Origin of the sequence: Kitasatospora cinereorecta, assembly GCF_024172095.1 — a bacterium.
Taxonomy (GTDB): domain Bacteria; phylum Actinomycetota; class Actinomycetes; order Streptomycetales; family Streptomycetaceae; genus Kitasatospora; species Kitasatospora cinereorecta.
In genome coordinates this window covers 362,621-388,989 of sequence record NZ_JAMZDX010000004.1, presented here as the reverse complement: position 1 = coordinate 388,989, position 26,369 = coordinate 362,621, and the positions used below count along the sequence as shown (strand labels likewise).

At 73.1% G+C, this 26,369-nt stretch carries 19 protein-coding genes, 1 pseudogene and 2 riboswitches; of the genes and pseudogenes, 13 read left to right on the top strand and 7 right to left on the bottom strand.

Going from position 1 to position 26,369, the window contains the following annotated elements:
- Nucleotides 1-10 precede the first annotated feature (10 nt).
- From FHR36_RS21890 to FHR36_RS21870, 5 genes are read left to right on the top strand one after another with little or no spacing between them, the layout of a single operon-like run.
- Nucleotides 11-1,600, top strand: coding sequence for an amino acid permease (locus FHR36_RS21890; RefSeq protein WP_380232463.1), 1,590 nt, complete (start codon nucleotides 11-13; stop codon nucleotides 1,598-1,600).
- Nucleotides 1,597-2,955, top strand: a complete 1,359-nt coding sequence (locus FHR36_RS21885) for a glutamine synthetase family protein (RefSeq protein WP_253799862.1) — start codon at nucleotides 1,597-1,599, stop codon at nucleotides 2,953-2,955. Before FHR36_RS21890 ends, FHR36_RS21885 begins: the two co-directional genes overlap by 4 nt.
- Nucleotides 2,952-3,686 carry a gamma-glutamyl-gamma-aminobutyrate hydrolase family protein gene (locus FHR36_RS21880; protein ID WP_253799861.1) on the top strand — a complete coding sequence of 245 codons (735 nt, stop codon included), beginning with the start codon at nucleotides 2,952-2,954 and terminating at the stop codon, nucleotides 3,684-3,686. The genes FHR36_RS21885 and FHR36_RS21880 overlap by 4 nt, the downstream gene beginning before the upstream one ends.
- Nucleotides 3,683-5,050 (top strand): aldehyde dehydrogenase family protein, encoded by a 1,368-nt coding sequence (locus FHR36_RS21875; protein WP_253799860.1) that lies wholly within the window; start codon nucleotides 3,683-3,685, stop codon nucleotides 5,048-5,050. Before FHR36_RS21880 ends, FHR36_RS21875 begins: the two co-directional genes overlap by 4 nt.
- Nucleotides 5,047-5,823 (top strand): 3-oxoacyl-ACP reductase, encoded by a 777-nt coding sequence (locus tag FHR36_RS21870; protein ID WP_253799859.1) that lies wholly within the window; start codon nucleotides 5,047-5,049, stop codon nucleotides 5,821-5,823. The genes FHR36_RS21875 and FHR36_RS21870 overlap by 4 nt, the downstream gene beginning before the upstream one ends.
- Nucleotides 5,824-5,926: 103 nt before the next feature.
- Here FHR36_RS21870 and FHR36_RS21865 read toward each other — a convergent pair whose 3' ends face one another.
- Complete coding sequence (locus tag FHR36_RS21865; protein ID WP_253799858.1) at nucleotides 5,927-6,232, bottom strand: hypothetical protein; 306 nt, start codon at nucleotides 6,230-6,232, stop codon at nucleotides 5,927-5,929.
- Between the two features lie 137 nt (nucleotides 6,233-6,369).
- Nucleotides 6,370-10,158: a SpoIIE family protein phosphatase gene (locus FHR36_RS21860; RefSeq protein ID WP_253799857.1), complete on the bottom strand. Its 3,789-nt coding sequence runs from the start codon at nucleotides 10,156-10,158 to the stop codon at nucleotides 6,370-6,372.
- Between the two features lie 279 nt (nucleotides 10,159-10,437).
- Between FHR36_RS21860 and FHR36_RS21855 the strand changes: the two genes are divergently transcribed.
- Together FHR36_RS21855 and FHR36_RS21850 are read left to right on the top strand one after the other, a co-directional pair.
- A complete protein-coding gene (locus FHR36_RS21855) occupies nucleotides 10,438-11,370 on the top strand; it encodes a pseudouridine synthase (protein WP_253799856.1) in 933 nt (310 codons plus the stop codon).
- 109 nt (nucleotides 11,371-11,479) lie between these two features.
- Complete coding sequence (locus FHR36_RS21850; RefSeq protein WP_253799855.1) at nucleotides 11,480-12,373, top strand: AurF N-oxygenase family protein; 894 nt, start codon at nucleotides 11,480-11,482, stop codon at nucleotides 12,371-12,373.
- A gap of 67 nt (nucleotides 12,374-12,440) precedes the next feature.
- Here the strand turns inward: FHR36_RS21850 and FHR36_RS21845 are convergent, their stop codons facing one another.
- Nucleotides 12,441-13,634, bottom strand: coding sequence for a transglycosylase family protein (locus tag FHR36_RS21845; protein ID WP_253799854.1), 1,194 nt, complete (start codon nucleotides 13,632-13,634; stop codon nucleotides 12,441-12,443).
- 5 nt (nucleotides 13,635-13,639) lie between these two features.
- Nucleotides 13,640-13,803, bottom strand: a riboswitch (cyclic di-AMP (ydaO/yuaA leader).
- 286 nt (nucleotides 13,804-14,089) lie between these two features.
- Here FHR36_RS21845 and FHR36_RS39990 point away from each other — a divergent pair.
- Complete coding sequence (locus FHR36_RS39990) at nucleotides 14,090-15,544, top strand: endonuclease/exonuclease/phosphatase family protein (RefSeq protein WP_308199617.1); 1,455 nt, start codon at nucleotides 14,090-14,092, stop codon at nucleotides 15,542-15,544.
- 48 nt (nucleotides 15,545-15,592) lie between these two features.
- On the opposite strand, the gene FHR36_RS21830 is transcribed toward FHR36_RS39990, so the two are convergent.
- On the bottom strand, nucleotides 15,593-17,119 hold the full coding sequence (locus FHR36_RS21830; RefSeq protein ID WP_301330519.1) for a glycine hydroxymethyltransferase: 1,527 nt from the start codon (nucleotides 17,117-17,119) through the stop codon (nucleotides 15,593-15,595).
- A gap of 37 nt (nucleotides 17,120-17,156) precedes the next feature.
- A riboswitch (ZMP/ZTP riboswitch) is annotated at nucleotides 17,157-17,251 on the bottom strand.
- A 30-nt stretch (nucleotides 17,252-17,281) separates the two neighbouring features.
- On the opposite strand from FHR36_RS21830, the pseudogene FHR36_RS21825 reads away from it, so the two are divergent.
- Nucleotides 17,282-17,431: pseudogene (locus tag FHR36_RS21825) on the top strand (mycothiol transferase); the annotation flags it as partial.
- Nucleotides 17,432-17,539: 108 nt separating this feature from the next.
- Entirely contained in the window at nucleotides 17,540-18,910 is a 1,371-nt protein-coding gene (locus FHR36_RS21820) for a glycosyl hydrolase family 28-related protein (RefSeq protein ID WP_301330518.1), read from the top strand.
- A gap of 105 nt (nucleotides 18,911-19,015) precedes the next feature.
- Here FHR36_RS21820 and FHR36_RS21815 read toward each other — a convergent pair whose 3' ends face one another.
- Together FHR36_RS21815 and FHR36_RS21810 are read right to left on the bottom strand one after the other, a co-directional pair.
- Nucleotides 19,016-20,299: a carbohydrate-binding protein gene (locus FHR36_RS21815; protein WP_253799852.1), complete on the bottom strand. Its 1,284-nt coding sequence runs from the start codon at nucleotides 20,297-20,299 to the stop codon at nucleotides 19,016-19,018.
- A gap of 142 nt (nucleotides 20,300-20,441) precedes the next feature.
- Nucleotides 20,442-21,161: a TetR/AcrR family transcriptional regulator gene (locus FHR36_RS21810; protein ID WP_253799851.1), complete on the bottom strand. Its 720-nt coding sequence runs from the start codon at nucleotides 21,159-21,161 to the stop codon at nucleotides 20,442-20,444.
- 157 nt (nucleotides 21,162-21,318) lie between these two features.
- Between FHR36_RS21810 and FHR36_RS21805 the strand changes: the two genes are divergently transcribed.
- Nucleotides 21,319-22,794, top strand: coding sequence for an MFS transporter (locus FHR36_RS21805; RefSeq protein WP_253799850.1), 1,476 nt, complete (start codon nucleotides 21,319-21,321; stop codon nucleotides 22,792-22,794).
- 97 nt (nucleotides 22,795-22,891) lie between these two features.
- Nucleotides 22,892-24,841, top strand: coding sequence for a serine/threonine-protein kinase (locus tag FHR36_RS21800; protein WP_253799849.1), 1,950 nt, complete (start codon nucleotides 22,892-22,894; stop codon nucleotides 24,839-24,841).
- A 243-nt stretch (nucleotides 24,842-25,084) separates the two neighbouring features.
- Here the strand turns inward: FHR36_RS21800 and FHR36_RS21795 are convergent, their stop codons facing one another.
- On the bottom strand, nucleotides 25,085-25,456 hold the full coding sequence (locus FHR36_RS21795) for a DoxX family protein (RefSeq protein WP_253799848.1): 372 nt from the start codon (nucleotides 25,454-25,456) through the stop codon (nucleotides 25,085-25,087).
- 281 nt (nucleotides 25,457-25,737) lie between these two features.
- On the opposite strand from FHR36_RS21795, the gene FHR36_RS21790 reads away from it, so the two are divergent.
- Nucleotides 25,738-26,349 (top strand): TIGR03086 family metal-binding protein, encoded by a 612-nt coding sequence (locus FHR36_RS21790; RefSeq protein WP_253799847.1) that lies wholly within the window; start codon nucleotides 25,738-25,740, stop codon nucleotides 26,347-26,349.
- Nucleotides 26,350-26,369: the final 20 nt, after the last annotated feature.

The window sequence follows — 26,369 nt, the reverse complement described above, 5'->3', positions numbered from 1 at the left end:
AGGGGTGCGCATGACTCCCGAGCAGCATTCGCTTGAGCACCATGGCACATCCGTGTTTCCGGCAGATAGCACCGCCGCGGACACCGGCACCGAAGCCCTCGACGCCGACGAACTGCGCCTGCGCGAACTCGGCTACACCCAGGAGCTGGCCCGCTCGATGTCGGGCTTCTCCAACTTCGCGGTCTCCTTCTCCATCGTCTCCATCCTCTCCGGCTGCCTGACCCTGTACGGGATGGGCATGAACACCGGCGGCCCGGCCGTGATCACCTGGGGCTGGCCGCTGGTCGGCCTGCTGACGCTGTGCGTCGGCCTGGCGATGGCCGAGATCTGCTCCAGCTTCCCCACCGCGGGCGGCCTGTACTACTGGGCGGCGAAGCTGGCCCGCACCAAGGGGCCGGCCGCGGCGTGGTTCACCGGCTGGTGCAACTTCATGGGCCAGGTCGCGGTGACCGCGGGCGTCGACTACGGCGCGGCGTTCTTCACCAACGCCTTCCTGGACCTGCAGTTCGGCCTGTCGGCGACCCCGCAGCACACCATCGAGATCTTCGCGGTGATCCTGCTGCTGCACGGCCTGCTGAACACCCGCGGGGTGCGGCTGGTCGCGCTGCTGAACAACGTCAGCGTCTGGTGGCACGTGGCGGGCGTCGCGGTGATCGTCGGCGCGCTCGTCCTGGTGCCGTCCCACCACGCCTCGGCGTCCTTCGTGTTCACCGAGTTCGTGAACAAGACCGGCTTCTCCAACGGCTTCTACGTCGGACTGCTCGGCCTGCTGCTCGCCCAGTACACGCTCACCGGCTACGACGCCTCCGCCCACATGACCGAGGAGACCCACGACGCCGCCCGCTCCGGCCCGCGCGGCATCGTGAACGCGATCGTGGTCTCGCTGGTGGCCGGCTGGGTGCTGCTGCTCGGCATCACCTTCGCCATCCAGGACTACGACGGCGAACTCGGCTCCTCGACCGGCGTGCCGCCCGCGCAGATCTTCATCGACGCGATCGGCCCGAGCGGCGCCAAGCTGCTGCTGCTGATCGTGATCGGCGCCCAGTTCTTCTGCGGCATGGCCTCGGTCACCGCCAACTCCCGGATGATCTACGCCTTCTCCCGGGACGGCGCGCTGCCCGGCTCCCGGCTGTGGCACCGGATCAACCCGCGCACCCAGACCCCCACCAGCGCGGTGTGGCTGGCCACCGGCGGCGCCCTGCTGCTGGGCCTGCCCGCGCTGTGGAACTCCACCGCGTACACCGCGGTCACCTCGATCTCGGTGATCGGGCTCTACATCTCGTACGTGATCCCGGTCTGGCTCCGGCTGCGGCAGGGCGACGCCTTCCCGCGTGGCCCGTGGCATCTGGGCCGCTGGAGCAGGATGATCGGCACCGTCGCGGTCGGCTGGACGGCCGTGATCACGGTCCTGTTCATGCTCCCCACCGTCAGCCCGATCACCGCCGTCAGCTTCAACTACACACCCGTCGCGGTCACCGTGGTGCTCGGCTTCGCCGGCCTGTGGTGGCTGCTCTCCGCCCGCAAGTGGTTCACCGGCCCGCGCGTCCACGGCCCGACGGACGAGACCGGCGACCGGCCCGCAGAATTGGAGATCCGATGAGTACCCCGAGGCTCACCCTCGACCGGCTGCGCGATCTGGTGGCCGAGGGCGCGGTGGACACCGTCGTCCTCGCCCTCACCGACATGCAGGGCCGGCTCCAGGGCAAGCGGGTCGCCGCCGAGTACTTCCTCAGCGACGTCGTCCCGCACGCCGCCGAGGGCTGCGGCTACCTGCTGGCCGTCGACATCGACATGAACACCGTGGACGGCTACGAGATCTCCTCCTGGGAGAGCGGCTACGGCGACCTGGTCATGGTCCCCGACCTGGACACCCTGCGGATGGTGCCCTGGCACCCGGCGACCGCCATGGTGCAGTGCGACGTCACCCACCACGACGGGCGGCCGGTCACCGTCTCGCCGCGGCAGATCCTGCGCCGCCAGCTGGACCGGCTCGCCGCCTACGGCTGGCACGCGTACGTCGGCACCGAGCTGGAGTTCATCGTCTTCAAGGACAGCTACGAGCAGGCCTGGGACAAGAACTACCAGGGCCTGACCCCGGTCAACCAGTACAACGTCGACTACTCCATCCTCGGCACCGCCAGGATCGAGCCGCTGCTGCGCCGCCTGCGCAACGGCATGGCCGGGGCCGGCCTCACGGTGGAGTCCGCCAAGGGCGAGTGCAACCTCGGCCAGCACGAGATCGCCTTCAAGTACGCCGAGGCGCTCACCACCTGCGACGACCACTCGGTGTACAAGACCGGCGCCAAGGAGATCGCCGCGCAGGAGGGCTACAGCCTGACCTTCATGGCCAAGTACAACGAGCGCGAGGGCAACTCCTGCCACATCCACCTCAGCCTGCGCGACGGCGAGGGCCGGCCGGTGATGGCGGGCGAGGGGCAGCACGGCTTCTCCCGCACCATGGAGCACTTCCTCGCCGGACAGCTCGCCTGCCTGGGCGAGTTCGCCCTGCTGCTCGCCCCCACCGTCAACTCCTACAAGCGGTACGTGGCGGGCAGCTTCGCCCCCACCGCGATCGCCTGGGGCCGCGACAACCGCACCTGCGCCCTGCGGGTGGTCGGCCACGGCCCCTCGCTGCGCTTCGAGAACCGGGTGCCCGGCGGCGACGTCAACCCGTACCTGGCAGTGGCCGCGCTGATCGCCGCCGGACTGCACGGTGTGGAGCACCAGCTGGAGCTGGAGGGCGAGTTCACCGGCAACGCGTACGCCTCCGACGCGCCCCGGGTGCCGTCCACGCTGCGCGACGCGGTGGACGCCTTCGACAACAGCGAGGCCGCCACCGAGGCCTTCGGCAAGGACATGGTCCGCCACTACGCGCACGCCGGCCGGACCGAACTGGCCGCCTACGACGCGGCGGTGACCGACTGGGAGCGGCGCCGCGGATTCGAGCGGCTGTGACAAACGCACCACTGATCGGCATCACCACCTACCAGGAACCCGCCCAGTGGTCGGTGTGGCAGCAGCCGGCCTCGCTCGTCCCACAGACGTACGTCGACGCGGTGGCCCGGGCCGGCGGCATCCCGGTGCTGCTGCCGCCGCAGGCCGGCGGCGCCGAGCGCCTCGCCGCGACCCTGGACGGCCTGGTGCTGGCCGGCGGCTCCGACCTCGACCCGGCCAGGTACGGCGCCGAGCCGCACCCGCGCACCGGCCCGCCCCACCGGGCCCGCGACGACTGGGAGTCGGCGCTGCTGACCGCCGCCCTGGCGGCGGACCTGCCGGTGCTGGGCGTCTGCCGCGGCATGCAGCTGCTCAACGTGGCGCTCGGCGGCGACCTGGTCCAGCACCTGCCGGACGACAGCCACCAGCACGTGCCGGCCCGCTTCGTCGCCACCGCGGTACGGGCGGCCGACGGCAGCCGGCTGGCCGGGATCCTCGGCCGCTCCGCCAAGGTCAACTGCTACCACCACCAGGCGGTCGGCCGGCTCGGGGACGGACTGCTGCCCACCGCGTGGAGCGAGGACGGCACCGTGGAGGCGCTCGAACTGCCCGGCCGGCGCTTCGTCCTGGGCGTCCAGTGGCACCCGGAGACCGACCCCGAGGACCTGCGGCTGTTCCGCGCCCTGGCGACCGCCGCGACCGCAGCCACCACCGCTGATCAGAACGCACGCGACGCGCAAGGAGCCGCATGAACGACCAGCCCGACCGCTACGACGTGGTCAACCCGGCGACGGAGGAGGTGATCACCACCGTCGACCTGGCCGGCCTCGCCGAGACCGACGCCGCGATCGCCCGCGCCAAGGCCGCCTTCGAGGGCTGGCGCCGGGTCGCCCCCGCCGACCGGGCCCGGCTGCTGCGCGCCTTCGCCGCCGCCGTGGACGCCGACCGCGAGCACCTGGCCGCCCTGGAGGTCGCCAACGCCGGCCACACCGTCGGCAACGCCCGCTGGGAGGCCGGCAACGCCCGCGACGTCATCGAGTACTACGCGGCCGCCCCCGAGCGGCTGTTCGGCCGGCAGATCCCGGTGGCCGGCGGCCTGAACGTCACCTTCCAGGAACCGCTCGGCGTGGTCGGCGTGATCGTGCCGTGGAACTTCCCGATGCCGATCGCCGCCTGGGGCTTCGCCCCGGCGCTGGCCGCCGGCAACACGGTGATCGTCAAGCCCGCCGAACTCACCCCGCTGACCGCCCTGCGACTCGGCGAACTCGCCCTGCAGGCGGGCCTGCCGGAGGGCGTGCTGCAGATCCTCCCGGGCCGCGGTCCGGTGGTCGGACAGCGTTTCGTCACCCACCCCGACGTGCGCAAGGTGGTGTTCACCGGCTCCACCGCCGTCGGCAAGGCGATCATGGCCGGCTGCGCCGAGCAGGTGAAGCCGGTCACCCTGGAGCTCGGCGGCAAGAGCGCCAACATCGTGTTCGCCGACGCCGACCTCGCCAAGGCCGCCGCCACCGCGCCGTACGCGGTCTTCGACAACGCCGGGCAGGACTGCTGCGCGCGCTCCCGGATCCTGGTCGAGGCCTCGGTGTACGAGGACTTCATGGCCCGGCTGGAGACCGCGGTGCGCGGCGTGCGGGTCGGCGACCCGAACGACGAGAAGACCGAGATGGGTCCGCTGATCTCGGCCGCGCACCGGGAGCGGGTGGCCTCCTTCGTCGGCGACCCCGCCTTCCAGGGCGCGGCGCCGGACGGCCCCGGCTTCTGGTTCCCGCCCACCGTGCTCACCCCCGCCTCGCACGACGACCGCGCCTTCACCGAGGAGATCTTCGGCCCGGTGGTCAGCGTGATCCCCTTCCACGGCGAGGAGGACGCGCTGCGGATCGCCAACGCCACCGAGTACGGCCTGTCCGGCTCGATCTGGACCCGCGACGTGGGCCGGGCGCTGCGCGTCGCCCGCGGCGTGGAGGCGGGCAACCTGTCCGTCAACTCGCACTCCTCGGTGCGCTACTGGACCCCCTTCGGCGGGTTCAAGCAGTCCGGCCTCGGCCGTGAGCTCGGCCCGGACGCCCTCAACGCCTTCACCGAAACCAAGAACGTCTTCATCTCCACGGAGGAATGAGCAGCATGACCAAGCGACTTGACGGCCGGGTGGCGGTCATCACCGGCGCCGGCAGCGGCATCGGCCTGGCCACCGCGAAGCGCTTCGCCGCCGAGGGGGCGAAGGTGGTCTGCGTCGACCTCGACGAGGAGAGCGGCCGCAAGGCCGCCGCCGAGGTGGGCGGCCTGTTCATCCAGGCCGACGTCACCGACGAGGACGCGGTCCGCGCGATGTACCAGACCGCGGTGGACACCTACGGCAGCCTGGACATCACCTTCAACAACGCCGGCATCTCCCCGCCGGACGACGACTCCATCCTGGTCACCGGCCTGGACGCCTGGAAGCGGGTCCAGGAGGTCAACCTGACCAGCGTGTACCTGTGCTGCAAGTACGCGATCCCGCACATGCAGCGCCAGGGCAAGGGCTCGATCATCAACACCGCCTCGTTCGTGGCGGTGATGGGCGCGGCCACCTCGCAGATCTCCTACTCCGCCTCCAAGGGCGGCGTGCTGGCGATGTCGCGGGAGCTGGGCGTGCAGTTCGCCCGCGAGGGCATCCGGGTGAACGCGCTGTGCCCGGGGCCGGTCAACACCCCGCTGCTGCAGGAGCTGTTCGCCAAGGACCCGGAGCGGGCCGCCCGCCGACTGGTGCACATCCCGCTCGGCCGGTTCGCCGAGCCGGAGGAGATCGCGGCTGCGGTCGCCTTCCTGGCCAGCGACGACTCCTCCTTCATGACCGCCAACACCTTCCTGGTGGACGGCGGCATCTCCGGGGCGTACGTCACCCCGCAGTAGTCCGCACCGGACCGCGGCGGACCGGGACGCGAACGGGCCGGGACGCGAACGGGCCGGGCGCCCCCACAGCGGGGTGCCCGGCCCGTTCCGTCGGCCGCGTGGGTCAGCAGTCGTCGTCGTCGTCCGAGTCGGTGATGGTCGCGTCGCCGCCGGTGACGATGGCCCGGCCGCCGCCGTCGATCGTCGCGTCGCCGCCGGTGACCACGGCGAAGCCGGCGTCGTCCGAGTCGTCGATCGTCGCGTCGCCGCCGGTGACGATCGCCGCCGAGTGGTGGTGCGGACAGTGCTTCTCCATGTGCGGCTTCATGTGGTGCCCGCCGCCGTACGCGGACGCGGAGCCCGCGGCGGCGAAGAGCGCGATGCCCGCGGCGAAGGAGACGGCGGTGACCTTGGCAATGCTGGGACGCATCAAGTCCTCCAGGGGATTGGTGTGGTCGCCACCGACTATCCGTCGCCCCCGCCCCCGCACCGGTCAGCCGGCGCGTGTCGTCACCCGTAGGGTGATGGGTGTACGTCCGATTGACGCAGGCGGGGGCCGGCCTGCCCTCACCCGTGGGGCGTGCCGATCGGGAGCTCCAGCTCGAACCAGACCACCTTGCCGTCGCGGGTGGAGCGGCTGCCCCAGCGGTGCGCCAGCTCGTTGATCAGGTGCATCCCGCGGCCGCCCTCGTCCTCCTCGCGGGCCCGCCGCAGCCGGGGCAGCCGGCTGTCCACGTCGGACACCTCGACGGTCAGCAACTGGTTGCGGAACAAGCGCAGTTGGACCGGCGCACCGGCGTGCACCAGGGCGTTGGTGATCAGCTCGCTGGTGAGCAGCTCGGCCAGGTCGCCGAGCGAGGTCAGCCCCCAGCGCTGCAGCGTCTGCCGGGTGAAGCGCCGGGCGTGTCGGACCATCGCCCGGTCGCCCTCCAGGGTCAGGGTGGCCAGCTGGTCCCCGCCGACCGGACCGGCGTGCGCCATGATCACGGCCACGTCGTCCTGCCCCGCGTCTGCGGCCAGCGCCGTCAGCACCACGTCGCAGGCGCCCTCCAGGGTGGGCTGGCGCTCGGCGACGGTCCGGCGCAGCAGGTCCAGGCCCTCGTCCAGATCGTGCCCGCGCCGCTCGACCAGGCCGTCGGTGTAGAGCACCAGCAGCCCGTCGTCGGGCAGTTCGAAGTGCATCGACTCGAACGGCACCCCGCCCACACCCAGCGGCGCGCCCGGCGGCGGGTCCAGCAGCCGGGCGCTGCCGTCCCGCTCGGAGACCACCGGTGGCAGGTGGCCCGCGCTGGAGAGCGTGCAGATCCGGTCGACCGGGTCGAACACCACGCAGACACAGGTGGCGAACTGCCCCTCGCCGAGCGCCGCGGTCGCCTCGTCCAGCCGGCGCAGCACCCGGGCCGGATCCATGTCCAGGGTGATCAGCGTCCGTGCCACGGTGCGCAGTTGGCCCATCGTGGCGGCGGCCCGGATGCCGTGCCCCATCACGTCGCCGACGATCAGCGCCACCCGCCCGCCGGTCAGCGGCACCACGTCGAACCAGTCGCCGCCGACCTCGCTGATCACACTGGACGGCAGATAGCGGTAGGCGATCTCCAGACCCGGGGTGCGGTGCACGTCCTGCGGCAGCAGGCTGCGCTGCAGGGTCAGCGCGGTGTCCCGCTCCCGCCGGTAGAGCCGCGCGTTGTCGATGCACACCGCCGCCCGCGCCGCCAGCTCCTCCGCGAGCGCCACGTCCGCCGGGGTGAACGGCTCCTGATTGCGGGTCCGGATGAACTCCGCGCCGCCCAGCACCGTCCCGCGGGCCAGCAGCGGCACCATGATGTACGAGTGGACGCCCGCCTCCAGGCTCGGCTCGATCCGGCTCGGGTGCGCCACGATGCGGCGCAGCGCCGCCTCGTCCACGTGCGGCACCAGGATGGAGCGCCGGGTGCGCAGGCTCTGCGCGTACAGCTGCGCCGAGCGGGACGCGCCGCCGACCGGATCGGCGGCGTGCGTCATGGTGCCGTTGTCGTCGATCTCGCCGACCGCGACCGCCCGCAGCAGCACCGAACCCGTGGACGGCACCAGGTTGGGCTCCTCGCCCTCCAGCACCGACTCCAGCAGGTCCACCGTGACGAAGTCGGCGAACCGCGGGATCACCACCTCGACCAGCTCCTCCGCGGTGCGGTAGAGGTCGAGGGTGGTGCCGATCCGGGAGGACGCCTCGTTCAGCAGCGCCAGCCGCTCCTGCGCGGCGCCGGCCGCCTCCAGCGCCCGCTGGCGCTGCTCGGCGGCGTCCCGCTCCCGGGTGTACAGCAGCGCGTTGTCGATCGAGACCGCCGCCCGGGCGGCCAGCTCGGAGGCGAGCGCCATGTCGGCGTGGTCGTACGGCCGGTCGGTGGTGGACCGGTAGAAGGTCGCGGTGCCGATCGCGGCGCCCCGGGCTATCAGCGGGATCACCATCAGCGAGCGCACCCCCTGCTCGCGGACGGCCCGGGCCCGGTCCGCGTCGTCGGCGAACCAGGACATCGCCCGCTCGTCGGTGCGCGGCAGCAGCACCGGGCGCCGGTGCGCCAGCGCCCAGGCGTACGGGGTGGTCGGGTGGAAGCGGTGTACCGAGCCGGTCGGCGCGATCGGGTGCATGCCGCTGCCCGGGACGGTGTGGAAGGCCAGCCGGCGCAGCACCGCCGACCGGTCCGCCTGGCCGGGGGAGGGCGTCGGCTCGCCGCGCACCAGGGCGTCCAGCACCTCCACGATCACCGTGTCGGCCAGCCGCGGCGTCGCCGTCTCGGCGAGCTCGCGGGCCGTGGTGGCCAGGTCGAGGGTGGTGCCGATCCGGGCGGACGCCTCGTTCAGCAGCGCCAGCCGCTCCTGCGCGGTCTCCGCCGCCGCCAGCGCCCGGCGCCGCTGCTCGGCCGCGTTGCGCTCCCGGGTGTACAGCCGGGCGTTGTCGATCGCGGTCGCCGCCCGGCCCGCCAGCTCGTCACCCAGCGTGATGTCGGCCTGGGCGATCGGCTCCCGGTCGGAGCGGCGCGACCAGACCACCATGCCCAGCACCGTGCCGCGGGCCACCAGCGGGGTGATCGCCACCGGCCGGGGCTGCTTGCCCAGGTAGGCGTTGAGTTCGGCCGCGGGCACGCCCTCGGCCAGCAGCGGCAGGTCCCAGTTGGGCGCCGTGACGGTGCGGGCGGTGTCCATCGCCCGCGCGTACGCCGAGTCGTCGGGGAGCACCAGCACCGCCTCGGTCGGCAGGTGGCGGGTCGGGTGGTCGGGGTCGACGGTCGCCATGGCGAGCCGGCGCACCTTGTGCGCCACCGGGTGCCCGCCGGACGCCGCCGGGCCGTCGGGGTGCGGCGCGCCGGCCGCGGTGACCCCGTCCGGGGCCGGCGCGCCACCCGGCTGCTCCTCCTGGCCGGTGATCAGGTGCTCCAGGGCGAACACCCCGACCGCGTCGGCCAGCTGCGGGACCACCGCGTCGGCCAGCTCCCGCGCGGTCTGCCGCAGGTCCAGGGTGGTGCCGATGCTCGCGGTGGCCTCCGCCAGCATGGTCAGCCGCTGCTGGGCCCGGGTGGCGGTGATCTCGGCCTGGAAGCGCTCGGTGATGTCCACGATGGTCGAGGAGACGCCGAGGATCCGGCCGTCGGGCTGCTGCAGCCGGAAGTACGAGGCCGACCAGGCGTGATCGTGCGTCGGATCGCCCGGGGTACGGCCGTGGGAGCGGGTGTCGACCACCGCCTCGCCCTCGGTCAGCACCCGCCGCATCACCGCCTCGATCTCCTGGCCGTTGATGCCCGGCAGCACCTCGGTGATCCGCCGCCGCAGGTGCTGGTCGACCGGCAGGCCGTTGATCCTGGCCAGGGCCTCGTTCAGCCGGACGAAGCGCAGCTGGGCGTCGTACACCGCCATGCCGACCGGCGACTGGGTGAAGAACCCGTCCAGCACCGCCAGGTCCGACTGCAGCCGGCGCAGCGCCGTCACGTCGGAGGCGACCGCCAGCACCAGCGGCCGCCCGTCCGCGCCGGCAATCGGGTGGGTGCGGAACTCCAGGTTGACGTGGTGTCCCTGCTGGTGGCGGACCGGAAAGACGCCCGACCAGGCCCGCCCGTGCAGGATGTCCCGGAACAGCGCCAGCACCTCGGGCCGCTGGTCGTCCGTGACCAGCAGCTGCGCGGCCGGCCGCCCCACCGCCTGTTCCGGCCGGTAGCCGAGCAGCGCCTCCGCGTCCGGGCTCCAGTGCAGGATCCGGCCGTCCTCGGAGATCAGCGCGGTGGCGATGGGGATGGTCAGCAGGCCGTCGAAAACCGACTCGTCGGCCTCGGCCTCGGCCGGAGTCCGACGCGTTCGGGGGATCCTGCCGTGCTTGTCGGTGTCCATCGGACCACCTGCCGCTCAGGCGCTCACCGGGCGCTCCGCCCTGCCATCCTCCCATGACGCCCGTCCCGGGCCCATACGGCAACCACAAGCGGTTCCGGCAGCCCCACGCGTGTGCCGCGCCCGGGTCGAGGGGGTCGCCCGGACGGGCGCTTGCGCGGCGCGCGGCCAGGTGCATCGGCGGGTGCGGAGAGCCGTGACGGCTCGGTCCGCGCAGCGCGGCGGCGGGGCCGCCGACGGGGCTCGGTAGGCTGGCCGGATGAGTACGGGGAGTGAGGGCCGGTGAGGCGCAGGTCCGGAGTGCCGGCGAGTCCGCTGCCGCAGCGGGACGGGATCGACCCGGTGCACTTGCGGCTGCCCCAGGAGGGGGAGTGGCCGACCGTCCGGGCGTACCTGCTGGAGCGTTACGGCCGCGCCGTCGGTCCCGAGCGCATCGCCGCGATGCTGGCGCGCGGCGAGTTCGTCTCCGTGGACGGACCGATCGGCCCCGACGCGCCCTTCGCCCCGGGCGCCCACCTGTGGTTCCACCGGGACGAGACGCCGTACGAGGAGCCCGTCCCGTTCCGGATCGAGGTGCTGCACCGCGACGACCGCGTGGTGGTGGTCGACAAGCCGCACTTCCTGGCCACCACCCCGCGCGGGCGCCACATCACCGACACCGCGCTCGCCCGGCTGCGCCGCGACCTCGACCTGCCCGCGCTCAGCCCCGCCCACCGGCTGGACCGGCTGACCGCCGGCGTGGTGCTGTTCGTCGTGGACCCGCGCCACCGGGGCGCCTACCAGGGCCTGTTCGAACGGCGGCTGGTCGGCAAGGAGTACGAGGCGATCGCCCGGTACGACGCCGCGCTCGAGCTGCCCGCGCTGGTCCGCAGCCGGATCGTCAAGGAACGCGGGGTGATGGCGGCCCGCGAGGTGCCCGGCGAGCCCAACGCGGAGAGCCTGGTGGAGCTGGTCGAGCACCGCGACGGCCTGGCCCGCTACCGGCTGCTGCCGCACACCGGCCGGACCCACCAGCTGCGGGTGCACATGAACGCGCTCGGCGTGCCGATCCTCGGCGACCCGCTCTACCCCGTGGTGCGGCCCGATTCGGAGCCCGAGGACTACGACGCGCCGCTGCAACTGCTCGCCAGGGCACTGGAGTTCGCCGACCCGCTGAGCGGCGAACGGTTCCGCTTCACCAGTCGCCGCACCCTGAGCGCCTGGCCCGGCCCCTGACGGCCTGTCCGCCGGTGCGCGGCGGCCGGTGTGCGGGCGCAGTGTATTGACGGCCAGTCTAATAGCTTCTACCTTCGCGGACAGACCCACCGCCGCGAAGGAGCCTGCCATGTCCGCGCCCCACAGCCTGCGCGACCGCGAGCGCACCGCCGAGCGCCTGCTCGCCTCGTCCGCCAAGCTCTCCTTCGACCCGCTCAAGGACGTGGACTGGGCCGCCGAACCGATCCCCGGCCGCTACTACTGCCCGCCCCGTCACCTCTCGCTCTACGGCACCGCGCTGTGGGACGCGCTGACCGAGGACCAGCGGATCGAACTCAGCAAGCACGAGACCGCCTCCGTCGCCAGCGTCGGCATCTGGTTCGAGGAGATCCTCATGCAGATGCTGCTGCGCCACGCCTTCGACCGCGACCCCACCACCGCGCACGTGCAGTACGCGCTCACCGAGATCGCCGACGAGTGCCGGCACTCGGTGATGTTCGCGAGGATGATCTCCTGGATGGGGGTCCCGGCCTACGGCGCCGGGCGGGTCGCGCACAACCTCGGGCGGCTGCTCAAGGCGATCTCCACGCACAGCCAGACCTTCGGCGGCACCATGTACGTCGAGGAGATCCTCGACGCCTTCCAGCGCGAGCTGATGAACGACGAGAGCCTGCAGCCGCTGACCCGGCAGGTCTCGCGGATCCACGTCATCGAGGAGGCGCGGCACATCAGCTACGCCCGCGAGGAACTGATGCGCCGCCGGCTCGGACCGATCCGCCGCCGCTACGAGCAACTGTTCATCGGACTGATCGTCTACTACTCGACGACCAGCCTGATCAATCCGCGCCTGTACGCGGCGGTCGGCATCGACCCGAGGACCGGCCGTGCAGCGGCCCGCCGCAACCCGCACTGGCGAGCCGCCAAGGTCGAGCTGGCCGCGAAGGTCGTCGGCGTGCTCGACCGGGCCGGCCTCGTCGGACGCGCCAACCGGTGGATGCTACGGGCGGCGGGCGTCGTCCACTGACGCCGGACCGGCGGTGCGGAGGCACCGCACCGCCGGTCACGGTCGTCGGACCCGGGGTTGCGCGGGCTCAGCCGAGGTGGAGGACCTGGCCCGGCTGGATCAGGTCGGGGTTCTGGCCGACCACGCCCTGGTTGGCCTGGTACAGCTGCGACCAGCCGCCCTGGACGTTCTGGTTCGCCGCGATGGTGGACAGCGTGTCACCGGAGTGCACCGTGTACGGCTGCGGAGCGGGCGGCGAGGCCGGCGTGGCCGCGGCGTCGGCCTGGGCGGCCGGCGGGGTGGTGGCGGTCGCCGTGGACGGCGTCGCACCGGGCGCCGTGGTGGCGCCCTGGCCGTTGTGGTTCCCCTGGTTCCCCTGGTCGCCCTGGTTCCCCTGGTTGCCCGGGGCGGGCGTACCGGTCGGGGCGGTCGTCGGCGCCCCGGTCGACGGGTCGGTCGGCGACGGGGTGGTGGTCGCGCCCTGACCGTTCTGACCGTTGTGGTTGCCCTGGTTCCCCTGGTCGCCCTGGTCGCCCGGAAGGGTCGGGGTGGCCGTGGGGGAGGTCGGGTCGGTCGGGGTGGCGGTGTCCGGCTGGGCCGGGGTGGTCGGCGCGGTGGTGGCCGGGGCCTGGGCGGTGTCGCCCGCCGCGGGAGTCCTGGCGGCCGAGAGGGTGTTCTGCTCGTACACGTCGCGGTGGCTGGTCCAGTACCAGTTGCCGTCCTTCTGGTACCAGTAGACGCCCGAGTGGAGGTCGTACCCCCCGTAGCCCGGGAAGACCGGGGCGGCCTTCGTGGTCGGGTGGCTGCCGTCCGGCTGTGCGCCGACGGTCTCCGCGCCGCGGCTGCCGCGCAGCGAACCGGTCTCGTCGGCCGAGTCGTTGGTGTCCAGCTGGCCGGGCGCCGAGGCGATGCTCAGACCGCTCTGCTGGGCGCAGGAGGCCCAGGCGCCGGTGCCCTCGGCCGCCAGCACCCGCTCGGCGACCGCGATCTGCTGGCTGCGGGTCGCCTGGTCCGCCCGCGGGGCGAACTCGGTGCCGCCGTAGGCGGCCCAGGTGGCCGAGGTGAGCCGCAGGCCGCCGTAGTACCCGTCCCCGGCGTCGGCGCTCCAGTTGCCGCCGCTCTCGCACTCGGCGACCTTCTCCCAGGTGGACACCGGGGCGGCGTGCGCCGCGCCGACGGCCATCAGGGGCAGTGCGATACCGACTCCGGCGACGCTCGCAGCAGCGATCGCCTTCTCGGCCTGGGTCTGACGGCGGTGCCGGCCCGAACCCGTGAAGAGCATGACCAAGTCCCTCTCTGCACGCCTGCGAGGTGAGCTGTCGGGTTCGGACCGGAAGGAGTCGGCCCGGCCGGCGCCGCGGAGACCGCGACGGACGGCTTCACCCCAAGCCGCGTGGGGACGGCAGATGAACGTGGGTCCCCCGCCCCTGTCCAGAGTCGGATCGTCCCTCCCGCAGCACGGTGGACAGGGCTAGGCGTTCCGCGCTCGGTGCCCGCTTCAGCGGGCTGACACCGAACACTATTCAGTTGAGGTGACCGATCACAAGCTCGTACCGTGAGCATCACGGACATGTCACGTTCTCCGCGTGAGCGTCGTCCACAAACCACAGCAGCCACACACGCACCGTCCGCGGACGCCCCTCCCGCGCCGGTCGTTCGAACTTCCTTCCACGGTTGTTCGCCCCGCCGTCGAAAACCGCGTGCCGGGCCGGCCGCCCGGCTGCCAGGATCGCCCGCATGGAGACCGACCAGCTGCTCGACCGGGCCCGTGACCTGTGGTGCCACCTCGCCGGCGCCCCCGCGGTGTTCGGCCCGCCCGGACCGGAGAGCGTGGTCGTCGCGCCCGCCTCCGGGCTGTGCCCGCCCGGCTGGAGCGGGGTCGTCGTACTCGGCGGCGAGCTCCTCGCCACCGCGCCCACCGAGGCTGCCGCGCGCTGCCTCCGGCAGGCCCTCGGGCAGCTGCCGTCCACCGACTGGACCGACCCCGCCCGGCTCGCCGCCCACCTGCCGCTCGGCGACGCGCTCGGCCCGGCCGCCCTGGCCTACGTCGCCGCCAGCGACTTCCGCCCGGCCCCGGCCCCGGCCCAGGCCGCGGCGGACGGCCGCGCGGTCGAGGAGCTCGCCGTCGACGGGGACGGCGTCACCGCCCTGCTCGCCACCGTCGACCCCGCAGACGCCGACGAGTGCGGTCTCGACGGGATCACCTCCCCGGCCTTCGCCGTCCGCGACCCCGCGGGCCGGGTGGTCGCGGCGGCGGGCTACCGCCGCTGGCCGCGCGACACCGCCCACCTGTCGGTCCTCACCGCTCCCTCCTCCCGCAGTGGCGCGCCCGCCCGGCCGCCTCCCGCGGCGTGGCCGCCGCCCTGGGATTCCGCGAACTCGGCACCCAGCTCAGCCTCACGTTCCGACCCCCCGGCACCTGACGCCCGCCCCCCGGCGGACGCCGGCCGCGGCGGCCGTAGGATCGCGGCCATGCTCACCGTCGCCACCTGGAACGTCCTCCACCGCGTGCACGCCGAGAACTGGGGCAGCCACGTCCTCGACCGGTGGCCGCAGGAGCCGGAGCGGATCGCCGCGGTGTCGGCCCGGGTGGCGGCGACGACCGAGCAGGTGGTGGCGCTGCAGGAGGTCAGCGGTGACCAACTCGCCTCACTGCGCGAGGCATTGCCCGAAGGCCGGACGATCCGCGCGCTGCGGTACCCGCGGGTGCCCGAGCCGCGCCGCGTCCCGAACCGGCTCGCGGACCGGACCGAGCACCTGGTGCTGGTCCTGGACCGGACGGCCGAGGTGGTCGCCGCCGAGGCGTTCGCCGACGCCCCGGGGAAGGGCCTGCTGGCGGTACGGGTCGACGACGTGCTGGTGGTGGCCACCCACGTCGCCACCGGCGACCGGCGCCCCGGTCAACTGGCGCGGCTGGCCCAGGTGGTGGCCGAGGCCGGAGCCGAGCAGGCGGTGCTGCTCGGCGACTTCAACGCCGACCGGGCGACCGTCGCCGCCGAGTTGGGGGAGGGCTACCGCGTCGCCGAACTGCCGCCCGGTGCCGGGCCGACCCGGCCGCGGGACATCGGCGCGGCCAAGTCGCAGTGGATCGACCACGTGGTCGTGCGCGGCCTGGACAGCCGCGGCGCCCTCGTCGAGGACGTCCGCGGCCTCTCCGACCACAACCCCGTCCGGGCCGTGGTCGGCCGCTGAGTCGACCCCGACGGCCGCCCATCGCGGACGGCCGCCGGAAGGCGGAGATCAGACCAGGTCGACGCCCGGGTACAGCGGGAAGCCGGCGAGCAGCTCGGCGGCCCGCTTGGTGACCGCCTCGCGGACGCCCGCGTCCAGGCGGTACTGGGCCTTGGACGGGCGACCGTCGGCGGTCGTGGCGGGGGCGGTGGCCCGCAGCACGGTGTCGATCAGGTCGGCGATCTCGTCCATCTCGGCGGTGCCGAGCCCGCGGGTGGTGAGCGCGGGGGTGCCGATCCGCACGCCGGAGGTGTACCAGGCACCGTTCGGGTCCTGCGGGACGGCGTTGCGGTTGGTGACCACCCCGGAGTCCAGCAGCGCCGCCTCGGCCTGCCGCCCGGTGAGGCCGTGGCCGGAGACGTCGGCGAGCACCAGGTGGTTGTCCGTGCCGCCGGTGACCAGCCGGGTGCCACGCCGCAGCAGGCCCTCGGCCAGCGCCTGCGCGTTGTCCACCACCTGCTGCGCGTACTGGCGGAACTCGGGGCGGCGGGCCTCCGCGAAGGCGACCGCCTTGGCGGCCATCACGTGCGACGGCGGCCCGCCGAGGACCAGCGGGCAGCCGCGGTCGACGTGCTCGGCGAGCTCCTCGTTGCACAGCACCATGCCGCCGCGCGGGCCGCGCAGCGACTTGTGCGTGGTGGTGGTGACGATCTGGGCGTGCGCCACCGGGTCGAAGTCACCGGTGAGCACCTTGCCCGCGACCAGGCCCGCGAAGTGCGCCATGTCGACCATGAGGGTGGCGCCGACCTCGTCCGCGATCTCCCGCATCAGACGGAAGTTCACCCGGCGCGGGTAGGCGGAGTAGCCGGCGACCAGGATCAGCGGGCGGAACTCCCGGGCCGCCGCCCGGATCGCGTCGTAGTCCAGCAGTCCGGTCGCCGGGTCGGTGCCGTAGCTGCGCTGTTCGAACATCTTGCCGGAGATGTTGGGCCGGAAGCCGTGGGTGAGGTGGCCGCCCGCGTCGAGCGACATGCCGAGCATCCGCTGGTTGCCGAGGTCGCGGCGCAGCTCGGCCCAGTCCTGCTCGGTCAGGTCGTTGACGTTGCGCACGCCCGCCCGCGCCAGCGCCGGGCTCTCCACCCGCTGCGAGAGCACCGCCCAGAACGCGGTCAGGTTGGCGTCGATGCCCGAGTGCGGCTGCACGTACGCGTGGTCCGCGCCGAACAGTTCGCGGGCGTGCTCGGCGGCCAGCGCCTCGACGGTGTCCACGTTGCGGCAGCCCGCGTAGAAGCGGCGGCCGACCGTGCCCTCGGCGTACTTGTCGCTCAGCCAGTTGCCCATGGCGAGCAGCACGGCCGGGGAGGCGTAGTTCTCGCTGGCGATCAGCTTGAGCGAGGCCCGCTGGTCCTCGATCTCGGCGCCGATCGCGTCCGCGACCCGCGGCTCGACGGCGCGGACCACGTCCAGCGCGGAACGGAAGGCGGTGTCGGCGGCGGCGCTCGCGGCCGTGTGCGGCGCCGGCGACGGCGCGGCGGAGGGGGTGGGGCCGGGAACGGCGGACGGGACGGGGCCGGGAACGGCGGACGGGGCGGCCAAGGCGGTCTCCTCACGGATCATGGCGGTGCATGACGGAACGGACGGCCCAGGCGCACGGCGACAGCGTGACAGGTCACGGAGCCGCTTCCCGATGGTCGAATCCATCCCTGCGCGCCAGTCACGGCTCGCGGTGATCGTAGCAACAGGTGAATCACCTGGCGGGCACGGCGGTCCGGTCAGGACACCTTCACCCACGCCGGTGACGCGTACTCGCTGCGGCTGCTGTACCTGCACATGATCACCGAGTACGCCCGCCACAACGGCCACGCCGACCTGCTGCGCCAGCACATCGACGGGGTCACCGGCGGCTGACCCGGACCACCGGAACCGGCCGGAGCCGCCGCCCGGCGCTACGATCTTGGCCGCAGTGACGCGGCGTCAGAGCCGCGCCGCCGTCCGACACGGGGAGAGGTACACGTCATGACCACCACGGGGGGATCCGCGAACGGCACGCGCCGCCGGGCACTGTTCACCGGAGCGGTCGCCGGACTGGCCGGGGCGGCCGCGGCGACGGTCGCGGGCGCACAGCAGGCAGCGGCGGCCACCGGCGGACCGGACTGGTTCGACGTCAAGCTGTACGGCGCGGCCGGCGACGGCGTCCAGGACGACACCGCCGCCGTCCAGCGCGCCATCGACGACGCCGCCAAGGCCGGCGGGACGGTCTACTTCCCCGCCGGGACGTACCCGGTCAGCCCGACCGCCGGGGCGCCCGCGCTGACCGTCGGCGGCAACGGGGTGCGCCTGGTCGGGGCCGGCAGCAAGGCGTCCACGCTGGTCAAGCGCGGCGACGGCATCCTGCTGCGGATCTCCGGCCCCGGCACCGACCGCACCGGCGCCACCCACCGCCGCTACTGCGCGGTCCAGGACCTCGGCCTCAACGGCAACAACCGCACCGGTCTGCTGCTGGAGCTGTACTACAACGACAACACCTACGTCCGCGACGTCTACCTGACCAGCAACCGCGACCTGTGCGTGGACGGCGTGGAGTTCTGGGACTCCCGGTTCTACAACCTGGTCGTCGAGTCGTGCACCGGCACCCCGGACAGCCCTGACCAGCCCAACGTCTGGCTGCGCAACTCCGCCACCGCCACCAGCGGGGCGTACGGCTACAGCGAGGACAACACCAACCAGATCCACTTCATCGGTTGCCGCTGGGAGAACTTCGGCACCGGCGCGCTGTGGATCACCCAGGGCGCCCAGATCCCCGGCAAGTGGAACAACCCCAACGGCATCTACCTCACGGACTGCAAGTTCGAGACCTCCGCGATGCAGGGCGGCCCGCACCTGAAGACCGACGCCAACTGCAAGCACGTCCACGCCGCCAACATCTACGCCTTCGCCGGCGGCTTCGCCCAGAACTACCAGAAGGCGCAGAACATCATCGCCTGGGCCGCCACCGCCAGTTCGCTGGAGAACGTGCTCATCGCCAACGGCGGCTCCGCCACCGTCAACTCGGGCGTCGACCTCTACTCCGGCCCGGGCTCGACCGCCGTCCTGCGCGACGTGGTCGGCATCTACGGCACCAGGCCCACCGGCAGCCACCTCTACTTCGAGCCCAGCGCCGGCGACTTCCTGATCGAGAACTGCCACGGCAGCACCGGCAGCCAGGCCGGCGGCACCGTGCCCACCAGGAACGAGCCCAACCCGCCGTTGCGCCTGGTGGCCGGACCGGTCACCGACGCCTCCTTCACCCGCCCGCCGCTGGACGGCACCATGGCGGTCGACACCGCCAACCGGCGGCTGTACGTCCGGGTCGGCGGCGCCTGGCTCTGGTCGGCGCTGAACGCCTGACCCGGCGTCCCCACGCGGTGGGGCCGCTCCGGAACCGGGACCGGCCCGTCCCCGCGGTGGCTGCGGGGACGGGCCGGCGCCGTCGGGTGGTCGGGCCGTGGGTGCTCAGCAGGGGCCGTCGTCGGCCCAGGGGCCCCACTGCCCGCTGCTCGCCGGGTTCTCGTTCAGCGTCCACCACTTGGCGTGGTACTTGTGGCCGCTGTACGAGACCTTGTTGCCCGCCACGTACGTGGTGGTGGCGCTCCACGCCGGGTCGGTGCAACTGCCCGGCGGCTGGCTGGTGGGCGGTTGGGTGGTGGGGGGTGTGGTGGGTGGGGTGGCTCCGGCGAATTTGACGGTGTATTTGGTGAAGTCCCAGTCGTTCTGGGTGACGCTGGAGCAGGAGCCGGAGAGTCCGGGGTCGACGGTGCCGGTGCATTGGCGGTCGCGGTTGACGGACCAGTAGGTGTAGCGGGCGAGTTTGTGGGTGGTGGCGTAGTCGAGGAGGGTCTGGAAGTCGTTCTGGTGGAAGTACTCGGCGGCGTCGGTGCGGCCGTTCATGAGGGAGACGCCTTCGTGGGCGTAGGCGGTGGTCTCGTTCCAGCCGAAGGTGGTCTGGAGGATCTGGTTGAACTTGGTGAGGGCGTCGGTCTGGGCGGTGGCGCTGTTGAAGCCGCCGTCGAAGGGCATGATGGAGTAGTTGTCGGGGGTGAAGCCCTGGGTCTTGGCCTCGTTGAGCATCTGGGTGCCGAACCAGCCGGTGCCGGCGTTGGTGCCGGCGGTGGTGATGGAGATGTAGAGGCCGGGGTTGTTGTGTTGGAGGATTTTGGCGGCGCCGATTTCGTTGTGGATGGCGGCGGTGTTCTCGTATTCGGGTTCTTCGAGGTCGAAGTCGAGGGCTTTGAGGTTGTACTTGGTGATGACTTTCTGGTAGCCGGCGGCGGTGGCTTCGGGGGTGCCGCAGGTCTGGCCGAGTTTGGTGCCGCCGTAGCCGCCGACGGAGACGGAGACGTCGCCGCCCTTGGTGCGGATCTTCTGGATGACGGCGGGCATGGTGGTGTCGGTGTCGATGGGGGAGGTGCCGCCCCAGGCGGGGGTGCAGCCGCCCTGGTCGAGGATGAAGGCGAGTTGGAAGGCCTTCTGGCCGGTGGCGTCCATGACGGCGGCGGGGTCGGGTGGGTTGTTGTCCTCGGGCATGAGGTAGGGGGCGGAGGCGTACCAGTTCGAACCGAGCGCATCGGTCGCGGCGGACGCCTGGCCGGCGTCGACGGCGGCCACGGCGCCGGCCAGCAGTCCGAGGGCGGCCAGCGCGGCGGCCGCCGTGGAGCGGCGGCGCCGGCGCCGGTGGGTGGGCGCCGGGGCGGCGCCGGGCGGGGTGACGGCGGACGGTGGGGGCAGTGCGCGTTCCATCGACGGACCTCTCGAGGAAGCGGCGAGGACGCGTCCGCCCGCACGGGACATGGGGGTGCGCGGGCGGTCCGCGGTCGGGGACCAGGCCGGGGTGGACGTGACTGCCCACTGGTATAGACCTGCCCCGAGCGTCCGTCAATCCCTACTCTCTGGTGGGGCCTTGGGGGATGTAGGTCTCCAGGCCGCGCAGCAGGACGTCCACCTTGAACAGGAAGCGCTGGTCGCCGTCGCCCGAGATGAGCGTCTCGGCCAGGCTCGACATGCGGGGGAACCGGTCGGCGGGCAGGCGGGAGAGGTAGTCCTTGATGCTCTCGAAGTACGCGTCGATGTCGGTGCCGCCGCTGATCCGGTTGACGTAGAGCGAGGCCTCGTAGGCGTCGGTGTCGATCAGCTGGCCGAGCGCGTCGAGCGCCCACGCGGCCACCTGGGCCGGCACCCCGGCGCGCAGCAGCAGGTCGAACAGGAACTCGGTCACCCGTAGCTGGTTGGGGCCGATGGGGACGGAGCCGAGCGAGACCAGGGTGATGTCCCGGTGGGCGGTGAAGACCCGCTGGGCGGCCAGGCAGACCTCGGTCACCTGCTCCTTCCAGCGCTCGGGCTCGGCCCGCTCGGGCAGCACGACCTCGCCGGTGATCCGCTCCAGCATCAGCTCGCAGAGCTCGTCCTTGTTGGAGACGTGCGCGTAGAGGGAGGCCGGGCCGGTACCGAGCTCCTGGGCTACCCGTCTCATGGTGACGCCGCCGAGACCCTCGGCGTCGAGGATCCGGATGCCGGTCTCGACGATCACGTCCCGGCTGAGCGGCTGCCGGGGATCGGCCTTGCGCGCCTTGTGCCAGGGGATCTCGGGCATCGCCGAGGACATGGGCCCACCTGCTTTCAGTGATCATCCGTCGGCGAACATCGTACCTCCGGCGAACAGTGTTCGGACAGCCGAACACTGTTTGACAGAACGCTGCTCGTCGCGTAGAACAGTGTTCGTCGCAGTAAACGCTGTTCGTTCGCATCTCAGGAGCATTCCGGTGTCCGACACCCCGTACAAGTGGCGATGGGTCGCGCTGTTCGTGATCCTCGCCGCGGAGGTCATGGACCTCCTCGACTCCCTGGTCACCAACATCGCCGCCCCCGCCATCCGCTCGGACATCGGCGGCGGTGAGTCCACCATCCAGTGGCTGGGCGCGGCGTACACCCTCGCCATGGCGATCGGCCTGATCACCGGCGGCCGCCTCGGCGACATCTTCGGCCGCCGCCGGATGTACCTGATCGGTGCGGTCGGCTTCACCCTCGGCTCGATTGCCTGCGGCCTCGCCCAGGAGCCCGGCCAGCTGATCGCCGCCCGGGCCTTCCAGGGCCTGCTCGGCGCCGTCATGCTGCCGCAGGGCCTCGGCATCCTCAAGGAGATCTTCTCCGAGAAGGAGCAGGCCACCGCGTTCGGCATGTTCGGCCCGGTGATGGGCCTGTCCACGGTCGGCGGCCCGATCCTGGCCGGCTGGCTGGTCGACGCCGACCTGTTCGGCGCCGGCTGGCGGATGATCTTCCTGATCAACATCCCGCTCGGCCTGTTCGCCATCGCCGGCGGCCTGGCCTTCCTCCCCGAGTGGAAGAGCGCCCGGGCCGTCCGTCTGGACCTGGTCGGCGCGCTGCTCGCCGCCGTGGGCTCGGCGCTGATGATCTACCCGCTGGTGCAGGGCCGCGAGCACGACTGGCCGGCCTGGGCCTTCGGCCTGATCGCCCTGTCGGTCGCGGTGTTCGGCTTCTTCGGCTGGTACGAGAGCCGGCGCAGCCGTACCGGCGGCGACCCGCTGGTGGAGCCCAGCCTGTTCGCCAAGCGCGGCTTCAGCGGCGGCATGGTCCTCGGCCTGATGTTCTTCTCCGCGATGACCGGCTTCTGGCTGACCTTCAGCCTCTACACCCAGCTCGGCCTGCACTACTCGCCGTTCAAGGCGGGCCTGGCCGGCATCCCGTCCTCGATCGGCATGGTCGTCGCCTTCGTCCTCTCGCAGGGCCTGCAGCGCTTCGGCCGCAAGGTGATGCACGCCGGCCTGATCGTGATGCTGCTCGGCGTCGGCGGCCTGATCGTCACCCTCCAGCTCGCCGGCACCGGGGTCACCCCCTGGGAGCTGATCCCGGCCCTGGCCGTCACCGGCTTCGGCATGGGCCTGGTGATGGCGCCGTTCTTCGACACCGTGCTCGCCTCGGTCGAGCCGCACGAGACCGGCTCCGCCTCCGGCACCCTCACCTCGGTCCAGCAGCTGGGCGCCGCGCTCGGCACCGCGATCCTCGGCACGGTCTTCTTCGAGCGGATCAAGACCACCGACTTCATCAAGGCCGAACAGTTCACCCTCGGCGTCGAGATCGCCATGCTGGTGGTCGTCTTCGCCGCGGTCTTCCTGCTGCCCCGGCACGCCCGCCCGCAGGGCGAGACGGAAGCCGGCCCGCAGGACGGCGAGCCCGTCGCGGCCGCGGCCACTCCGTCCGCCCCCGAACTGACCGCCTGACCGGCGCGGACGGTACGTCCACCGACCACCCGCCCCGCCCCGCCCGCACCCCGGGCGGGGCGCGGTGCTGTCCGCGTCGTCTCCTACGATGACCGCCATGGAATCTGGGGGGCCGACTGACCGGCTCATCGACGGGCGGTTCGAACTCCTGCAGCGCCTCGGCGGCGGCGGCATGGGCGTGGTCTGGCGCGCCCGCGACACCGCACTGCACCGCGAGGTCGCACTCAAGGAGGTCCGCCCGCCGGACCCGGCCATGCTGGCCGCCGACCCGGCCGCCGCCTACGAGCTGCGCGAACGCGTGCTGCGCGAGGCCCGGGCCCTGGCCCGCCTCCAGCACCCCAACGTCGCCACCATCCACCACATCGTGGACAACGCCGAACTCCCGCACCCCTGGCTGGTGATGGAACTCGTCCCCGGCGGCTCGCTCGCCGACCGCCTGGACCAGGGCCCGCTCCCCGTCACCGAGGCGGCCAGGATCGGCCGCGGCGTCCTCGCCGCCCTGCGCGCCGCGCACGCCGCCGGCATCCACCACCGCGACGTCAAGCCCGGCAACGTCCTGCTGCGGCTCGACGGCTCGCCCGTCCTCACCGACTTCGGCATCGCCGCCATGCAGGAGGCCACCAGCCTCACCGCCACAGGCTCGCTGATCGGCTCGCCCGAGTACATCGCCCCCGAGCGCATCCGCGGCCAGGAGGGCAACCCCGCCTCCGACTTCTGGTCGCTGGGCATGACGCTCTACGTCGCCGTCGAGGGCCACCACCCGCTGCGCCGCGCCACCACCTTCGCGACCCTGGCCGCCGTCCTCGACGAGCCGGTGCCGCCGCCCATCCGCTCCGGCCTCCTCGGCATGGCGCTCGCCCGCCTGCTGCAGCGCGACCCGGCCGCCCGACCCGGCGCCGACGAGCTCGACCGGCTGCTGGCCGCCGCCGAGACCGGTGCGGCCACGTCGTACGCCGCGACCGAGCGCGACTCGCTGCGGCCCGGCGGCGGCAGCGCTGCTGCCGGAGCCGTGGCCGCTGCGGGGACGCCGTTCCCGGACGCGGGCGGCTCCGGCACCCCCTTCCCGGGGAGCCGGCCGGGATGGCCCACCCCGCAGGACGCCGTCCCGACCGGCGGCCACACCCCCGCGCCGTGGGGAGGCGCCCCGCCGACCGCCGCCACCGGACCGACCGGCGGCTGGGGCGGCGCTGCGCCGTACGCCCAGACCGGGCCGATGAACCCGGCCGGGCCGATGCACCCCGGCGGCGCCTACCCGCCCGCCGCGGGCGGAGCCTGGGGTGCCCCGGGCGCGCCCACCGCACCGCACGGCGCGCTGCCCGGCGCGCTTCCCGGCAACAAGCCCGCCAACCCGCGCCGGACCGGGCTGATCGTCCTGGCCGCGGCCGTCCTCGTCGCCTCGGGCGGCGTCGCCTGGCAGCTCAACCAGGGCAGCGGCAACGGCGGCGGCTACAACGCGGGCACCACCCGCAGCCCCGGTTCGGACAGCGGCGTCGGCGCGGCGGGCGGCTCCGGTGCCGCTGGCGGTGCCTCCGGTGGTGCGAACCCGACCGCAGCCGGGAGCGCCACGCCCAAGGCGGCCGGAAACTCGGCGGCCAAGCTCGACCTGCTCACCCCGGCCGGGATGCGGGCCGTGGTCGAGGCGCTGCGCAGCGCGAACGGCAGCACCAAGGCGTCGGACCTCACCGTCTACCCCGAGTACGCCAGCGCGAAGGCGCCCACCGCCGCCGACCCGAAGGACTACGACACCTGGGACTACCGGGGCGGCAAGGCCACCAAGGAGGAGCACTTCGGCGGCACGTACGGCTCCAGCGACATGGTCTTCGACCTGCAGCTCTTCAACTGGGACGTGCTGCCCGGGCTGCTCCAGAAGGCCGCGGAGACCCTTAACGTCCCCAACCCGACGAGCCGCTACGTCATCGTGGACGGCGACTTCTCCACCGACGGTCAGCCGACCATCCGGGTCTACCTGAACAGCGACCACGGCAGCGGCTACCTGATGGCGGACCCGAAGGGCCAGATCATCCGGACGTACCCGCGCGGAAGCTAGGGTCCGTCGTCAAACCCCCGCCTGCCCGGCGGCGCCTGGGCACGCACCTCGCCGCGTTGTCGTCGGTCGCCGATGCTCCGCACGGACTCCCTCCTCCGCCTTGCGATGCACGCACCCAGACGCCGCCGGGCCCGCCCTTCGGGCGGACGACGGGGGTTTGAAGACGGACCCTGGGCCCTCTCGTCCGGCTCGCGCCGGGCGCCCACCGCCGGAGCACCCCCGCCAGGTGCTCCGACCTGCGGGTCAGCCGTTGCGGCGCACCCGCAGGGCCCACGCCACCAGCGGGGCCTGCAGCGGCAGCCGGGCGAGCGCCGCGGCCCGAAGCGGGGCCGGCCGGTGGCGCCAGTCGTACGCCATCTTCACGTTGGCCGGGAAGACCGCGGCGAATAGCCCCGCGGCGGCGAGGGCTCCGGCCCGGCGGGTGCGCGGCAGGGCGATCGCCGCGCCCACGGCCAGCTCGGCCGCACCGCTCAGGTACGTCCAGGCGCGCGGCGAGCCGGGGAGGGCGCGGGGGACGATCGCGTCGAACGGGCGCGGCGCCGCGAAGTGCGCCACCCCGGCGCCGAGCAGCAGTCCGCTGAGCAGGCGGGCGGAACGGTCGGCGGAGGCGGGCATGGTGCTCCTCGGGCGGTGCGGAACGTCGGGCGAAAGGTTGTTACCGGAGAGTAGTCCGGTCGGCTCGTCGGACGGAAGAGCCGATGTCCGTGCGCCGTTGGCGGACGGACCGTCAGCAGCCCGGTGCCGGATCCGGTGAACTCGCCCGCCCGGCTCGGCAATCCGCCGTCCCGTTCGGGTTCGTCCGCCGCAGCGGAATCGGGCGGCCACGGTCCGTGCCTGGCATTTTGTCTTTCTGTTCTGTTCACTGGGAATTCTCAAGGTGAACGGAGGACCCCGCCATGGAGTGTCCACACGAACCCGGTTTCCATGCGGCGGTCCGGATCGAGTACGGCGCTGCCGTCCGGGAGTTCGGGCGGCTGCTCTCCCACGTTCCCGCCGACGGCTGGCGGGCGCCCACCCCCTGCGACGCCTGGACCGTCCGGGACCTGGTCAACCACGTCACCGCCCAGCACCTGTGGGTGTGCCAACTGCTCGCGGGCTACACCCCCGAGCAGGTCGGCCGCCGCTTCGACGGGGACGTCCTCGGCGTCAACCCGGTCGGCGTCTGGGAGATGGCCGTGCGCAGCGCCACCCGCGCCCTCGCCGAACCCGGCGCCCTCGACGCCCAGATCCGCCCACCGTACGGGCTGCGCGACGCCGGCGGATTCGCCGCCGAGCTGATCGCCGAAACCGTCGTCCACGCCTGGGACCTCGCCCGTGCCCTCGACGATCCCGGCCGAATATCCCCGGCCGCCGTGGAATTCGCGTTCACCGAATTCCGGCGCTACGGCGGACTCGCCGCCAGCGGCCGATTCGCTCCCGGCATCCCGGTCGACGCCGCCGCCGACACCCGTACCCGCCTGCTCGCCCTCACCGGACGCGACCCCGCCTGGCATCCGCGCGTGCCGTAGACCGCCCGGTCCGCCGGTGC

What these genes read in the sequence shown, in the direction of transcription:
- FHR36_RS21890 (WP_380232463.1), top strand. Translation starts at nt 11, where the DNA reads ATGACTCCCGAGCAGCATTCGCTTGAGCACCATGGCACATCCGTGTTT.
- FHR36_RS21885 (WP_253799862.1), top strand. Translation starts at nt 1,597, where the DNA reads ATGAGTACCCCGAGGCTCACCCTCGACCGGCTGCGCGATCTGGTGGCC.
- FHR36_RS21875 (WP_253799860.1), top strand. Translation starts at nt 3,683, where the DNA reads ATGAACGACCAGCCCGACCGCTACGACGTGGTCAACCCGGCGACGGAG.
- FHR36_RS21870 (WP_253799859.1), top strand. Translation starts at nt 5,047, where the DNA reads ATGAGCAGCATGACCAAGCGACTTGACGGCCGGGTGGCGGTCATCACC.
- FHR36_RS21865 (WP_253799858.1), bottom strand. Translation starts at nt 6,232, where the DNA reads ATGCGTCCCAGCATTGCCAAGGTCACCGCCGTCTCCTTCGCCGCGGGC.
- FHR36_RS21860 (WP_253799857.1), bottom strand. Translation starts at nt 10,158, where the DNA reads ATGGACACCGACAAGCACGGCAGGATCCCCCGAACGCGTCGGACTCCG.
- FHR36_RS21850 (WP_253799855.1), top strand. Translation starts at nt 11,480, where the DNA reads ATGTCCGCGCCCCACAGCCTGCGCGACCGCGAGCGCACCGCCGAGCGC.
- FHR36_RS21845 (WP_253799854.1), bottom strand. Translation starts at nt 13,634, where the DNA reads ATGCTCTTCACGGGTTCGGGCCGGCACCGCCGTCAGACCCAGGCCGAG.
- FHR36_RS39990 (WP_308199617.1), top strand. Translation starts at nt 14,090, where the DNA reads ATGGAGACCGACCAGCTGCTCGACCGGGCCCGTGACCTGTGGTGCCAC.
- FHR36_RS21820 (WP_301330518.1), top strand. Translation starts at nt 17,540, where the DNA reads ATGACCACCACGGGGGGATCCGCGAACGGCACGCGCCGCCGGGCACTG.
- FHR36_RS21815 (WP_253799852.1), bottom strand. Translation starts at nt 20,299, where the DNA reads ATGGAACGCGCACTGCCCCCACCGTCCGCCGTCACCCCGCCCGGCGCC.
- FHR36_RS21810 (WP_253799851.1), bottom strand. Translation starts at nt 21,161, where the DNA reads ATGTCCTCGGCGATGCCCGAGATCCCCTGGCACAAGGCGCGCAAGGCC.
- FHR36_RS21800 (WP_253799849.1), top strand. Translation starts at nt 22,892, where the DNA reads ATGGAATCTGGGGGGCCGACTGACCGGCTCATCGACGGGCGGTTCGAA.
- FHR36_RS21795 (WP_253799848.1), bottom strand. Translation starts at nt 25,456, where the DNA reads ATGCCCGCCTCCGCCGACCGTTCCGCCCGCCTGCTCAGCGGACTGCTG.
- FHR36_RS21790 (WP_253799847.1), top strand. Translation starts at nt 25,738, where the DNA reads ATGGAGTGTCCACACGAACCCGGTTTCCATGCGGCGGTCCGGATCGAG.